Annotated in this window: 10 protein-coding genes; 5 read left to right on the top strand and 5 right to left on the bottom strand. The window is 45.9% G+C overall.

What is annotated here, in order from left to right; all coding sequences use genetic code 11:
• Nucleotides 1-12: 12 nt before the first annotated feature.
• Nucleotides 13-2,436, bottom strand: coding sequence for a TonB-dependent receptor (locus L1070_RS13225; RefSeq protein WP_237125873.1), 2,424 nt, complete (start codon nt 2,434-2,436; stop codon nt 13-15).
• A gap of 300 nt (nt 2,437-2,736) precedes the next feature.
• Between L1070_RS13225 and L1070_RS13220 the strand changes: the two genes are divergently transcribed.
• The gene (locus tag L1070_RS13220) at nt 2,737-3,558 is read left to right on the top strand and encodes a manno-octulosonate cytidylyltransferase (protein ID WP_070982864.1); all 822 of its coding nucleotides are present in this window, start codon (nt 2,737-2,739) and stop codon (nt 3,556-3,558) included.
• Between the two features lie 68 nt (nt 3,559-3,626).
• A complete protein-coding gene (locus tag L1070_RS13215; RefSeq protein WP_237125872.1) occupies nt 3,627-4,274 on the top strand; it encodes a histidine phosphatase family protein in 648 nt (215 codons plus the stop codon).
• Between the two features lie 50 nt (nt 4,275-4,324).
• On the opposite strand, the gene katG is transcribed toward L1070_RS13215, so the two are convergent.
• From katG to L1070_RS13195, 4 genes are all read right to left on the bottom strand, one after another.
• Entirely contained in the window at nt 4,325-6,535 is a 2,211-nt protein-coding gene (katG, locus tag L1070_RS13210; protein ID WP_275423283.1) for a catalase/peroxidase HPI, read from the bottom strand.
• A 155-nt stretch (nt 6,536-6,690) separates the two neighbouring features.
• Nucleotides 6,691-7,071: a VOC family protein gene (locus tag L1070_RS13205; RefSeq protein WP_237125871.1), complete on the bottom strand. Its 381-nt coding sequence runs from the start codon at nt 7,069-7,071 to the stop codon at nt 6,691-6,693.
• A gap of 76 nt (nt 7,072-7,147) precedes the next feature.
• On the bottom strand, nt 7,148-7,555 hold the full coding sequence (locus L1070_RS13200; RefSeq protein WP_070982860.1) for a YbaN family protein: 408 nt from the start codon (nt 7,553-7,555) through the stop codon (nt 7,148-7,150).
• Between the two features lie 130 nt (nt 7,556-7,685).
• Nucleotides 7,686-8,912 (bottom strand): porin, encoded by a 1,227-nt coding sequence (locus tag L1070_RS13195; RefSeq protein WP_237125870.1) that lies wholly within the window; start codon nt 8,910-8,912, stop codon nt 7,686-7,688.
• Nucleotides 8,913-9,098: 186 nt separating this feature from the next.
• On the opposite strand from L1070_RS13195, the gene L1070_RS13190 reads away from it, so the two are divergent.
• The 3 genes from L1070_RS13190 to L1070_RS13180 all read left to right on the top strand — a co-directional run bounded on the left by L1070_RS13190 (nt 9,099) and on the right by L1070_RS13180 (nt 15,215).
• Nucleotides 9,099-11,057 carry a methyl-accepting chemotaxis protein gene (locus L1070_RS13190; protein ID WP_237125869.1) on the top strand — a complete coding sequence of 653 codons (1,959 nt, stop codon included), beginning with the start codon at nt 9,099-9,101 and terminating at the stop codon, nt 11,055-11,057.
• 124 nt (nt 11,058-11,181) lie between these two features.
• Nucleotides 11,182-12,033 (top strand): D-hexose-6-phosphate mutarotase, encoded by an 852-nt coding sequence (locus L1070_RS13185; protein ID WP_070982857.1) that lies wholly within the window; start codon nt 11,182-11,184, stop codon nt 12,031-12,033.
• A 284-nt stretch (nt 12,034-12,317) separates the two neighbouring features.
• Nucleotides 12,318-15,215 (top strand): hypothetical protein, encoded by a 2,898-nt coding sequence (locus L1070_RS13180; protein ID WP_237125868.1) that lies wholly within the window; start codon nt 12,318-12,320, stop codon nt 15,213-15,215.
• The last annotated feature ends 26 nt before the right edge of the window (nt 15,216-15,241 follow it).

The following is a 15,241-nucleotide window of genomic DNA, read 5'->3' as shown; positions in this document are numbered from 1 at the left end:
GCCCACACACTATTATAGGCTCATGCTGAAACTAAGTTTTACATTACGTTCTTCCCCTGGCATGCCGCCTAGGAACATCGCTTTACTGTAGTACTTTTTGTTAAACAGATTGTTTAGGTTGAGTTGTAGCGTCCAGCTGTCAGTAACGTAGCTTAGTGCTGAATCAAATACGGTATAACTGGGAACATAGCCATCAGGGATCCCAAATGATGTTGAGTGGGTACTGCGTTTATCAACATAGTTTGCACCTAGGCTTAGCTCTATAGGGTGAGCCAGTGCAGTCCAGTGATGAGCGTAGCTTAACCAAGTGCCAGCGCTGATATACGGTACGCCCTTTTGGCGACTGTTGTAAGTCGTTTCATTGTTGGGGTTGGTTTTATCACGCGCGTCTTGATAAATGGCATTCACATTAAGCTTCCAATTGTCATTCAGGTGCGCGTTCAAATCCAGCTCTACGCCTTTGGTTTGCTCTTTGCCATCATAGAAATAGCGAGGTACATCGGCAGCAGACACGGCCTCATCATACTCTGGGTTATTATATTGTAGATTTGTACGCGCACTTTCAAATATTACGACAGAGGCGAGCAATTGATCGTCAAACGCTTTAAAACGCAAACCAATATCGTTGCTGAGTGATTCTGAATCGTCACGATCTTGCTCCGTGCCCGATACGCTATCAAGAATTCCGTAGGCCGTTCGACCTTTTGCATGGTTGATAAAAACAGAGAGGTTATCGGTCGGCATATAGGTTACACCTAGGTTGTAGGTAGCCCCCTTATCAGCGGTATTTTGTTCTGGCGTCGGTTGTGCGGCGCTGGCTCGGTAGCGTGCATCAACACCAAAGTGTTCGTAGCTTTGCTTGATTTCATTAAATGCCACACCAACGCGGGTGGTAAAGCCATTATCGAAATAGGCAACATGTTGCACACCTGTGCCCCAAGCACTCACGGTTTTGTTGTAGTTGGCAGTATTGAGTGGATCATAATCCTCGAAACGGCCTTGTGCCCAATTAGGTGAGCGAATGTCGAAGATATAAGGCAGTGTACCGCGATATATCACATCACCTTGTTTGTTCTTGATCACCTTATCCGCGTCGTAGATTGAATACTGTTTGAAGCGAATGTCACGATCTTCATAATTCGCGTTGACCAATAGCTCTTGATTGATATCTGCTAAATTAAAGTCATAACGCAAGTCTGCAAAGTATTGCCATGAACGTTCATCTGCGCTGACTTTACGGTACTCCTGACGTCTGGCTGCAAAAGGGTATAGCTGCCCATCAAGCACCAAAGGCGCGCGAGGGTCAGCATTGATAGTCCCTCTTCGATCCCAATAAACGTAGTTGTAAGCACCGGTTTGACGCGCAAAGCCTGTGTCATAGTCGCGGTATTGCAGCTGCTGGTTTAAGAACAGATTATCAGTTAAATAGAGGGTATGCGTTAACTTAACGCGCAGCTCTTCGCCTTGGTTGTCGCTGGCCATTGGGGAGATAAGCCCTGCATGACCAAATGAGTATGGCGTCAGCCCATCATTGTCTGCCAATGAAGTTGCTAAGCGTTGGCGCTGTTCATCAGTAAGTTGAATGCCCTCGCCGTTTGGGTCGTTGATGAGATCTTGCCACGTGGCTTGTGCTGCTGATTTATTGCCAACAGACTCAGCATTATAGATACGAATGGGGTGGCCTATCGAATCAACAGCAATACTATCTTTGATATAAGCTGTGGCAAGGGTTAGATCTTGGTTATCATCGACCAAGTAGCGAAATGACAAATAAGCTTCATCGCGGTCATTGTTGAGATCGCGAAACCCTTCGCTACGTTCATGTTTTGCGACAAAGCGATAAGCCAGTTGATCCGTTATAGCATTTGTTGAATCTAAGCTCATGGCATAGCTTTGCCACTGACCTAGCTCAATGAGCATGGTGTTGTGTTGCTCAAACTGAGGCTTTTTCTCTATTAAGTTGATGACCCCCCCGGCGCTACCCATGCCATATAGGCCCGTTGCTGGCCCTTTCAATACCTCTACCGACTCTACATTGGTTAACGAGCGCGTAGGGTTAAAGGTGTTGCCAAGCCCTGCTCCGCCATACATACCGTCATAGGTGTAGTTTGCGCCTAGGCCTCGCACCACGAGGTTATCGCCAATACCATAGTTGTTACCCGCCTGTGTAACACCACTAATATTGCGAACCAAGTTCTGTAAGTTATTGACGCCTTGAGCCTTGATCATAGCTTCGTCAATCACAACGACCGCTGCGGGGGTCGCCATTAGTGACATGTTTGATTTTGTTGCTAGTCCAGAATTCATAACCACATCATTTTGTTTACCATAAACGCTGATGCGTTCTACGCTAGGATCATGGCTCTGTTCATTGGCTTGGGCCGTGGTGGCGACTAAGCACGCTAAGGTGACTAATGATAGGTTAAAAGTTTGCATAAAAAATTCCGACTAAAAAATAAGGTTGCGAATATTAATGGTTCTCATTTAGATTGCAATAAAAATTAGTCTGAAGGACATGGCTTTTTGAACGGTTAAAGCTGAGTTAACAGTGCGCTTACCAAAGTGGTGTATTTATTACATGAAGCTGATGTTTTCAAAACAAAACTTGTCGCGCAGTGGTAGAGTTGGGGCTAGGCCTTTAAAGCGAACAGCTAGACGTTCTATAATAGAGCCTAATGTCCCGTGTGTATGTTTATTGGACGCGGGTACCAAAGAATTCATTTAAGGACTTATTGCATGCACAAAACGCTCATAGTGATCCCCGCCCGATACGGAAGTACCCGCTTGCCAGGTAAGCCATTGCTGAAAATTGCAGGCCGAGAGATGTTGTTACGTGTTGCCGATATTGCGCGTTATGTGTGCCAAACTCAAAGTGACTGTGACTATGTGGTTGCAACCGATGATGAGCGTATTGTGCAGTTGTGTGAGCAGCATCAGGTCCGGTACCTAATGACCTCCGAGCAATGTAATAGTGGCACTGAACGCTGTTTTGATGTGCTTCAACAACTAACTGAAAAGCCAGATTTTATTGTTAATTTGCAGGGAGATAATCCGTTATGCCCACCTTGGTTTATCAGTGCCTTGATAGAGTCATGGAAATCCAGTGACGTTGGTGAGGTGTTTACGCCATACGTTGAGCTGAGTTGGCCCGAGCTGGATAAGCTTAGGGAAGTCAAACAAGTAACGCCGTTCAGTGGCACGACGGTACAAATCAATCGAGAACAATTGGCACTCACTTTTAGCAAAAACATCATTCCGGCTATTCGTAAGGAGGCATCGATGCGCCAAAGTAGCGCGTTGTCACCGGTGAAACGGCATATTGGCTTATATGGCTATACAGCCAAAGCGCTAGAAGGGTATTTTGCAATGCCAGAGAGCACCTATGAGCAATGCGAAGGGCTGGAGCAAATGCGCTTTTTGGAAAACAGTATCGCAGTTAAAATGGTCAAAGTTGGCTATCAGGGTCGTACTGGTATGAGCGGAGTTGATAGTCCTGAAGATATTCAGCGTGCAGAGGCGATTATTGCCAGCGACGGTGAATATGAGTTAGTGCCTTAATGGCGATCACTTATTTGATATGAAATACAGAACGGATGCTAAGTGTCCGTTCTATAACAGGATACTCCATGACAACACGCTTAATTGTGGTAAGACACGGCAATACTTTTTTACCGACCGATACGCCCACGCGGGTTGGGGCTCGTACCGACCTGGATTTAGTTGAAACAGATAAAGGGACGGCAGTTGGCCAATATCTGTTGGCAAATAATTGGATACCTAGCAACGTGTATGCAGGCCCACTAAAACGCCATCAGCAAACCGCTCAGTTGATATGTGCGGTGTTAGGTTTATCGACTGATGAGATCTTAAGTGATGAGTTCTTAAATGAAATTGACTATGGGCCCGATGAAAACAAGCCAGAAGATGAGGTCATGTTGCGTTTGGGGAAAGGCGATGTAGCAGCAGGTAAAGCGGTAATCGAGCGTTGGAACACGCATGCTCAGGTGCCAAACGGTTGGTTAGTCAACCCAGATGAGTTGCGTCAAGGGTGGTTGTCGTTTGCTAATACTGTGCTTACGCAACAGCGTGACAAAACCACACTAATGGTGAGCAGTAATGGCATAATGCGTTTTAGTCATGTGATTGATAAGCAGTTTAATGAACGCAACCTAAAGGTCCCTACGGGTGGTGTGTGTATCTTTGAGAATGATACCAATCAGCCAGATGGTTGGCGCTGTGTTACATGGGGTAAGGTGCCTAAAATTACTGCTTAAAGAATAAGAGCACAACCTATCGTGCTCTTTTTGTTAGTAAAGACGCTCGTTTAGCGAATATCAAAGCGATCAGCGTTCATCACCTTGTTCCAAGCCATGATAAAGTCTTGTATGAACTTTATGTTGTTGTTGTCACAGGCATACACTTCACTGATGGCCCTAAGTTGAGAGTTGGCGCCAAATACAAGGTCGACGCGAGTTGCTTGCCATTTTTGCTGGCCCGTTTTTCTGCAACGCCCCACAAAGGTTTGTGATTTGTCGTCATCTGGGCTCCACTCGGTGTCCATATCCAGCAAGTTGACAAAAAAATCATTACTCAAAGCGCCTGGACGAGCGGTCAAAACACCGTGTGGGCGTTGTTCAAAGTTAGCATTCAAAACGCGAAGCCCACCAATCAACACGGTCATTTCTGGTGCGGTTAATGTGAGGAGTTGCGCTTTGTCGAGCAATAGCTCCTCAGCGCTGATACTATAGTCGCTCTTTTGATAGTTTCGAAAGCCATCAGCAATGGGCTCAAGTAAGCCAAATGACTCAACATCGGTTTGCTCGGCACTGGCATCACTGCGTCCAGGAGTAAAGGGCACCACGGCGTCAATCCCTGCGTCTTTGGCTGCCTTTTCGATGGCTGCAGCACCTGCCAGAACAATCATATCGGCAAGTGAAATCGCTTTGTTACCTGACTGTGAGTCGTTAAAACTCTGTTGGATCTGGCTCAACGTCATCAGTACTTTGTGTAGCTGTTCAGGGTGATTTACTAACCACTGGTTTTGCGGCGCTAACCTTAATCTTGCGCCATTGGCACCACCACGGCAATCAGACCCTCTGAAGGTGGATGCTGATGACCATGCGGTATAAACCAGCTCTGAAACGCTTAGCCCTGATGCAAGGATCTGTATGCTCAGTTGGTCAATATCGCGCTGATCTACCAGCTCGTGATCGACAGCAGGAATGGGGTCTTGCCAAATTAAATCTTCGTCAGGAACTTCTGGTCCTAAATAGCGTGACTTTGGTCCTAAATCGCGGTGTGTAAGCTTAAACCAAGCTCGGGCGAAGGCGTCTGAAAAAGCCTCTGGGTTATCGTGATAGTATTTGGAAATCTCTCGATATTCAGGGTCTTCACGCATTGCCATATCAGCGGTGGTCATCATGATCCCTACACGTTTGTTAGCATCTTCGGCATCGGGGGCATGATGCTCTGGTGTTAAATCCACAGGCACCCATTGGTGTGCACCAGCTGGACTTTTAGATAAGGTCCACTCATAGCCAAATAACACATCAAAGTAGCTGTTATCCCATTGTGTTGGTGTGGGAGTCCAAGCGCCTTCAATACCGCTGGTAATGGTATCTGCGCCTTTACCTGAGCCATATTGGTTGTGCCAGCCAAAGCCCATTTGTTCTAGAGGAGCGGACTCGGGTTCGGGTCCAACGTGAGAGTCGGGTGCAGCCCCATGGCACTTACCGAATGTATGGCCGCCTGCGGTTAGCGCAACGGTCTCAGCATCGTCCATTGCCATGCGTTTAAAGGTTTCGCGGATATCTTTACCTGAAGCTATTGGGTTTGGGTGGCCATCAGGGCCCTCTGGGTTCACATAAATCAAGCCCATTTGCACTGCCGCTAAAGGGTGCTCAAGATTTCGCTCGCCATAGTAGCGATTGTTGTCCAGCCATTCTTTTTCGACGCCCCAGTAAATATCTTCTTCAGGCTCCCAAATATCTTCACGTCCACCTGCAAAACCGAACGTTTTCAAACCCATTGATTCGAGCGCGACATTGCCTGCGAGGACAAAGAGATCGGCCCAAGAAAGATTGTTGCCATATTTTTGCTTAACAGGCCATAGCAAGCGACGTGCTTTGTCGAGGTTGGCGTTATCTGGCCAGCTATTGAGCGGTGCAAAGCGTTGGTTACCCGTCGCAGCCCCGCCTCGACCATCTGCGGTTCGGTAGGTGCCTGCAGCGTGCCACGCCATACGTATCATCAAAGGGCCATAATGACCAAAGTCGGCAGGCCACCAAGGTTTTGAGTCAGTCATAATGGCATGTAGGTCTTGTTTTACGGCGGCTAAATCAAGCTGATTAAAGGCTTTTGCGTAGTTAAATCCTTCTCCCAGTGGGTTCGCTTTTTTGTCATTTTGGTGAAGAATTTTTAAGTTTAACTGATTGGGCCACCAATCGGTATTTTTGGTTCTTTGATCCCCAAGGCGCGTGTTACTGCCATGCATAACTGGGCATTTACCGGCTGCATTTTCGTTACTCTTATCCATGCTCTATACCTTATTGACTGAGGTTTAAAAATGACAAAGCACTTAGCTTGTGTGCTTAGCTAAGCGCTTTGATTACATTTTAGACTATAAAGAGGATCTTCGGCGAAATACAATGGCTTATCTAGATTGCTGTCATCGCTTTTTTTCATCTGTGTTTAGCTATCGCTGCGCTCTACTCGCCATGGTGGATTCAGGCGGTTGTTGCCAGCCCAATAAAGCTTGATGCTGTTGCCACTGGGGTCTCGCAGTTGCGCTTCTCGCCACAAATACCTTTTATCTTCTGGGAGGCTATCAAACGTAATATCTTTGCTTTGAAGTTCTGCGACCCACTCGTCTAGTTGCTCATGCTCAAAGTAAATCGTGGTACCGTTTGTTTGCATATTCTTATCGAGTGATAACGAAAAGGTTGCGCCGTTTGGACATTCAAAGCGTGCATAGTGCGGCGTGTCAACGATCTGCAAAAAGCCGAGTTGACGGTAAAACAATGTGGCTTGATCCATGTTGCGTACGCTCAGGGTGACTTGATTTAAGTTCATAGCATCTCCCTAGTTGGTTTTTTGTTTAGCCAGTATAAAAGGGATGAACAGATAAACAATGGCGATTGCAAGCGCGTTATTTTGAACGGATGGTAGCTGGTGGATGTGACGGTTTAGAGCAAATGTAGGCCATCACCAGTAGCTCACACAGGGCCACACAAATAAGCACCCAAATTGGCGGCGTATTGTAGGCTAAAATAACCAACCCCAGTAGCATACCTAAGCCCGCGTAACACTTACCTTTGGTTGGGATCACTCGGTAGTCATGCCATTGTTGCAAAGTGGGACCAAACTTTTTGTGATTAAGCAGCCAGTTGGCCAATCGAGGGTTGGAGCGAGTAAAACACGCCAGTGCGAGGATAAAAAATACCGTGGTTGGCATCACCGGCAGCACTATGCCCACAAAGCCTAAAGCAACAAAGCTGATACCTGCAACATGCAGCCAGAAACACCGATTAAAAAGCGCTGTTACTTTGTTTACCATAGCTTTGCTCACTACACATGATGATGCTTAAAGCTTACCACAGCGCAATCAGTTTGCGAGTTTTTATCTCATCAGCAGTGATGTGGGTCACTGCTGATGAGCAAAGGTAGTAGTCTAAAAGCTCGCGTTTTTAGAAGTAATAGCCGATGTTGATATTAAAGCGTTGCTCAGTTTCATCGCTGTCACCAGCAATTGAACCACCGACAAATGGCTGATTTTTCGCGTTTACAAAATCAAAGTAAGTGAAAAAGCCACCCGCTGCAACGGACACACCGGTGACATTCATCCAGGTATCTTCACTGTTGTCTGATTTGTCGTAAATGATTCCAAAGTCATTGTAAAACTGCAGGCCGGTGACTGCGCCCCATTTAACAGGCAAACTGTAGGCCACGTTGAGGTTTGAGGTCATCGCTTCAGCGGCAATACTATCGTAGAAAGCATATGCACCCACGGCCATGCGATCGACATTGGCATCATCTACATCGTAGCTATACTCACCGTGTTGTAACTGAAAGTTCCACGGACCCATATGGCTGTTTACATGCACGGCCCATGAGTGATAGTCACCCGCGCGTTCTATGCCGTTGTGCAGGCCGCCCGTTTGGCCTGAAAAGCCGACTTCCGTACTGCCACCTTTGTGTTTGAAGTGATACGCATAACGGCCAGCAAACGTATTATATTCACCTAGCGGCTGCGTTGGATCATCATACACGCCATCATCTGCATTACGGTATCCAACAATATCGTATGAGTAGCGGTCACTGCGATCTTCAACATAGCCATCAACACCGCCTAACTCATCATTTTTGAAAAAGCCAATGTCTAGTTGCCAGTTGTCTTTTAGCTTGCGTTTGAACAATACGCCTAAGTCATGGTCGTCTTCTAAGCCGATATAGTAAGTTGTGTTGAAGAAATAGTTGTGTGAGTTATATGGCCAATTACCAAAGGGAACTTTGGTAATACCGGCCTGTACTTGCCAGTCTTTGGCAAAGTCATAGCCCACATACGCATATTTAATCGCGCTCATATAATCGAAAAAGCGTACTTCGGCGTTGAGTTGAACATCGCCAATATCGCCGGAGAAGTTGACTCTGAAAATGTCAAAGTCAAAATCACCACCGCGATTTTTGTTGCCATCGTTATACGAGGTGTGACTAAAGTTAGTCCGTACAGCACCACCTACTTTGATACCAGAAGACTTTTTCTCTTCTTTTTGGGTGGATTTGGCTTCAAGCTTTTGGATTTGCTTTTGCAAATCTGCCAGTTGTTGCTTTAGTTTGTCTATTTCTGCATCGCTCGCCTGAGAGAAGCTCGGAAACAGGCTCATTGCGAGCGCTAGAGGTGTTAATTTATGCATGGTTACCCACTTTTTAGTTACTGTGATAGTTACTTGTCTGTATAGGGTAGACTATTCTAACTGATTACCTCAAATTAGAAACCATATACGATTATAAGGAAATTCAATCTATTACATCTTGTAGCCTTGACCATTTGGTGAGTTGCTGACTATATTTTTTATACGATAAATGTGGATAGTCGCATTATGAGTATTTCGCAAAAGCTCCGTCTGGCTTTTATTTCAGCGATTGTGCTACCCCTTTTGATCATTGCTGGGTTGATGATTTCACAAACCCGACAAGCATCACTGGATAACTTTTCGCAATTGGCAAATCGAGAAGCGCTGCAAATTGATAATGGTATCAGTATGTTTTTTGCTGAAATAGAGAAAAATGTAGATTACCTTGCCAGCCATCCGAAAATTTTAGCAGCACGTACACAGGTCAAAACGTATGTCAATTCAAGTGCCGCAACACAGCTCAACTCCATACAAAACCACGAAGTGGAAAAGGCAGCCTACCAGCAGTTTGAGTTGTTTGGGCAAACGCATCCTGGCATTGCATACATTTATATGGGTAATACTGAAGGTGGATATATTCAATGGCCACAAGGTGAGGTAAATGCTCGATATGACCCTCGCACTCGACCTTGGTACAAAACGGGCGAGCTAGGTGGCGGCAAAACAACTCGTACGGACGCTTATTACTGGGCACCAGATGATATGGTTATAGTCTCAACCGTTAAAGCCATCAAAGATAACGGACGAGTGATGGGTGTGCAGGGTATGGACGTGTCGTTAAGTGGACTAACAGACATCGTTAAGAAGATCCGTTTGGGCGAGACGGGTTATTTAGTGTTGGTTGAAAATACCGGCACCGTGTTAGCAGACGCCAGCAACGCGGAGCATACATTCAAGTCTTTTACTGCCATATCTGATGGTGCATTTACTAAAATCTCGGATTACAACTCGGGAACTTACAGCATACAAGTGAACGGAACAGAGTATTTCGCCAACATTTATACGTCTGAGCGGTTGGGGTGGAAGTTTGTTGGGTTGGTACAAAAAAGTGAGGTGATGGCGTCAGCCAATAATATGACCATCACAATTGTGGCGATTAGCGCAATATTGATAGCGGTATTTGTGGCGCTTTCAACATACATAGCGCGCTTAATATCGGGTCCAATAGTGGAGGTAAGTGATGGCCTTACCGTGATTTCACAAGGTGGTGGAGATTTAACGCAACGCCTCAATATCGTCGCCAAAGATGAAACGGGCAAGTTGGCCAATAGCTTTAATCTGTTTTTGAACCTGATTGCACAGCTGGTCACGCAAATTAATCAGTGTGCGCAACAAGTGACCCATACTGCACAGTCTACCTCAGCTCAAGCCAGTGAATTGACGGAGTCTACGATGCAGCAGCAACAGGCACTGGAAATGGTGGCTACTGCCATAAATCAAATGGCAGCAACGGCCAATGAGGTTGCTGCCAGTTGTGCGAATGCGGCACAGCTTGCCTCTCAAACTCAACATGCATCGCAGTTAGGGCAAGAAGTGATCACGAAAACAGTATCCAGTGTGGCTGATCTCGCATCGGTGATAGCCAGTGCTACATCGGATATCACACAACTGGACAGTGAAAGTGAAAACATCATGTCTATCTTGAGCGTGATACGTGGCATTGCCGAACAGACCAATTTGTTAGCGTTGAATGCGGCTATCGAAGCGGCTCGTGCGGGTGAGCACGGTCGCGGCTTTGCGGTGGTGGCGGACGAAGTACGTGCCCTGTCGCAAAGAACTTCTGAGTCTACCGAAGAAATTGCAGCCCAACTTGATAAGCTGCATAAAATGACGGAACAAGTTTCTCAAGACATGCGTAAAAGCTTAAAAGCGACTGAGCAAACGGTTGAATTGAGTCGCTCTGCCCAGACCCAGTTTTCAGAGATCACTCAATCCATTCAAACCATCAGTGATGTGAATACTCAAATAGCCACAGCTGCGGAGCAGCAACAACATGTGGCTGAGGATATTAGCCGCAATGTAGTCGATATCAAAAATGCCGCAGATAGCGTGACAGAAGTTGCGAATAACACTGCTACAAGTGGTGAAAAAATGAATCAGTTGTCTGGCAAGCTTACGGATTTAGTTGGGCAGTTTAAGGTGTGACAAGATTTACCTCACCATAACGGCCAATGATGAGTATCCTTCATCTTGGCCGTTATTTATTTACTCTCAGGGCACTTATTCGGTAATGTAGCAGTCAGCAAGCAATTTAATAACAAGGTGAGATATGGAGTTATCAGCATCAGTTTCGATTCGACATACTGACAGTGGACTTGAATACATAAATGTTGACAGTCCGTTGTGCACAGGCAAAGTATTTTTACAGGGCGCGCAACTTAGCGAATTTACGCCTAAAGGCAAAGGGAGCCTGATCTGGGTCTCGGCTGATGAAGATTACCAAGAAGGAAAGGCAATCCGTGGTGGTATCCCCATTTGCTGGCCTTGGTTTGGCGTACATGAAAAAATCGATTGGCCAATTCATGGTGTTGCGCGCAAGCTACTGTGGCGTGCTGAAGATGTGCATGAGCATAGTGACCATATAATTGTGCGTTTGTCTCTGCCCATGCGTTTAGTGGATAAAACCTACTGGCCGTATGACTCAAAACTAGAAGTAGAGTTTAAGTTTTCAGAGCAATTGGAAGTACGTTTGACCAACACAAACCTAGGAAAAGAGCCATTTACTTTATCTCAGGCATTACATACTTATTTTCCGACCTCTGCTATTGAGCAAACGCAGGTTGATGGCTTGCAGGGCGCAAGTTACATTGAGTTTGGTGAGGGGCCGTTTATGCAAAATGAGGTGGTCACCTTTGCGCGCGAAACGGACATGGTGTACACACAAGCCCAAGCAGTGCAAACCATTCATACCCCTGAGGGGGTCATTGAAGTGGCCCGAGAAAACTCAACGTCTTGTGTGCTTTGGAACCCTTGGATAGAAAAATCCAAACGACTTACCAACTTTCGTGATGATGAATATCACACCATGCTGTGCCTAGAAGCCGCAAACGTTATGGAAGATAGAGCGCGGGTGGAACCCGGTCAAAGTCACACTTTGGCAACGATCATACGTTGGATCTGATTTTGGTAACATATGTGACACGCTCGGTGTACCTTCATTGAGCGTGTTTCATAGCTTGGTAAACGTTTTGTCTAAACATCCGCAGTTATTTTCATGTTTTAAAACAGTTGCGACACGGCTATTTAATTGTATATACAACTAAAGTGCCGAACGATTGGCTCCCAGTCTGATGGTTGATATGGCCTAACAGTCGTTGTTCGTTACAATTTTTCTAAGTTTTTAAAAAAGTTACCCCTGATTATTTGGCATACTGATCACAGTCAAACTTGTGAGGTTTAGAATTTATGCGTTTACAATGGATATGGGTGAGCTTAGTCACCATCGCAGGCCTTTGGATAGTATTGCTATGGCCCGTGCAGGTTTTAGCTGCGCCGACTTGGCACACCATACAAACCGATAACTTCAACATTCATTACACTCAAGGTCATAAGGCGTGGGCTAGCAGTGCTGCCAAAGAGCTAGAAATAGTGCGCGACAAGGTGTGGCAGCAGCAAAATAGGGGGCTGGGCACAAAAGCCGACGTGGTCGTTTTTGATCCCTACCATGCCGCGAATGGATTTGCGCTTCCCAGTACTGATAGTCCACTTATGGCTTTGTTTACGACGCCACCGCAATCAGACACTGTTATTGCCAATCACAACAGTTGGCAGCAACTCCTTATACTGCATGAATACATACACTTAGTACATCTTTCTCAACCCAGTAGACACGTCTGGAAGCAAACATTGCGAGATGTGTGGGACTTGTACGATGTCTCTGAAACAATGATGCCCCGCTGGGTGGCTGAAGGATACGCCACATTGTTGGAGTCCAAAATGACGGGACGTGGCCGATTGTATGATAATTATAGTGAGGCATTGCTGCAGGAATTGGCACAACAAGGTGCCTTGCTTAGCTACCAACAGTTGAATGATGGCAATCATGAATATAAATCTAAGTCGATGGCCTATTTGTTGGGAGCTCGGTTTCTTGCTTGGCTCGAGCAACGCTATTCACAACAGACACTTGATGCGGTATGGATCCGTATGCGAGCGGTAACCGCGCGAGATTTTACCAGTGCTTTTAAGGGGGTATTTGCAGAGCATCCCGCAACTTTATATCGGCGCTTTACCGCGGAATATACCTATCAGGCAATGGCCAAAGAGCAGCAAGAACCTGAACTACCAAGTCGCCTATGGCAAGAGTATGCCTATGGTGCTCGTAGTCCCGTATTGTCGGAGGATGGTAGTCGATTAGCCATTGTTGAGTACGATAAAAAGGGACGAATTAAGCTTAACGTCTATCAGAGCGAAGATGACCCCGACGCAGAGCAAAAGTTTGAGGAAAAGCAGCGTGCGCTGTTAGAGAAAGATTCGCAAGACGTGGCAGACGTTCGACCTAAAGTATTCGCGAAAAAGCGGCTCTTTTCACTCGAACCTTTCAATTTTTCTGGTATTCGCTACCCTCACTGGCTAGATAATAATACGTTGTATTTCATTGCCTCTACAGCAGACAACACAAATTCAAACCAGCGTCGAGGAGAGCTGTTTCGTTGGTCACTGACCTCAAATAAAGTTGAGCAATTAACTAAAAACCAAGCAATACGTCGCTTTACCTTAGTCGATGATGGGCAGAGCATTTATGCCGAACAGGTTGCTTTTGGTTATTCTGAGCTGGTAAAAATTCATTTACCCAGTGCGCAGGTTACACCATTATTTGGCAAACAGTTGAGTACGTTATATGACTTTCCCGTATTTAACGCCATGCAGCAAAAACTGGCATTTTTGAAGCATACAATCAATGAAAATTGGCAGTTGTATATACAAGATGTCGATACCAATAAGACCATACCTGTTCCCCTACCGAAAGGGTATCAGTATTTAACACAGCCAAGTTGGACTTCTGACGGCAGCGCGCTGCACTTTGTTGCGGGCAAAAACGGTGCTTTGGATATTTACCGATATGAGCTGGTTACGGGGGCGCTATATAAACTGACACAAGGGCAGGCACTGTTTCAGTTTCCCATTGCTTATGAACACGGCTCGCTACTCTATTTATCGAGTGGCTTTGAAGGCGTGGACATGTATCTGTTGCCAGTTTTGCAAGGAGAGTTGGTGAATGAGCTTGAATCTAGGCATCAATCAGGTAATGAGAACGCGCTAGCCGATGAACAAATGCGCAATGTTTATAGTGTTCAATTGCCACCAGCACAGATATATGAAGATGAGATACCGTCGCAACAATATAATATCTGGCGTCAGAATGCTTCACTGGCTTTGGGCGCACAATATGCCTCAACAAGCACCACGTTATTTGATGTTGGTTTAAAAGGGTCAGATTTTCTGGAGCAATTAAGTTGGCATATAGGGCATACCCATGATGTCTCGCACGGGGTGTTAAAAGGTAGCTTCGCAAAGCTGCGTTATCAATACAATCAGCTACAGCTGGATGTGCATGGCTTTGATTTTGAAATAAACAGCACAGCGGAAACCTCATCAACTCCGATTAATGATAAACAGCACGGAGTGTTTGCACAGTTAAGCCAGCAATACCAATGGAGACAGTTCAAGTTACAGGCTCAGTTTGCGGGTTTGGTTGGCAAACAAGCACAACAACAACAGTCAGCTTCTGTGCATTGGCTACGCGCAGGTATACAGCAATCATGGCTGTACGACCAGCAATCCTTTGCCATTGGTCAAAAGGTGTCTGGCTATCGGGTGGAAGGTCAAACTTCTGAACAAGATTGGCAGGGGCAAGGTTTTTCAGCGAGTGTATATGGAAAAGCGTTTTACATTCCGATGAACGTGTCTTACCAGTACGCCAAGCGACAAGATCAGGCTCTTCAGCTTGGAGGGTTTAGCTCTTCATTGCTCAGTGAAATGCGCATGGTCAATGTCATAATGGCGCCAGAGTTGCCTTTTTATTCGGCTCAAGGGAGTAAATATGAGGGTCTTAGTGGTGCCATAACACTCAAAGAGAGCTACCCATGGTTGTACTACCAACAGCACCAACTTGATGAACAGTCATATGCACAAAGTTACGGTATCAAATGGTCAACGCAGTTAAATGGGCGGACATGGTTAGGTAAGTTTGCGCCAGCAGGCTTGAGTGATTTTAAAATTGATATGGGTATGAGCCGCGTTGAAGGCGAGCGATTTGAAGATGAGAATAGAGCTTGGTTTGGTCTATGGTACGACTTATAGATTATCCTGAACAGGCCATGAAATAA

Origin of the sequence: Pseudoalteromonas sp. MMG022, from assembly GCF_021654245.1 — a bacterium.
GTDB lineage: Bacteria > Pseudomonadota > Gammaproteobacteria > Enterobacterales > Alteromonadaceae > Pseudoalteromonas > Pseudoalteromonas amylolytica.
The sequence above is the reverse complement of the archived record's forward strand: the minus strand, read 5'-3'. Positions and strand labels throughout refer to the sequence as shown.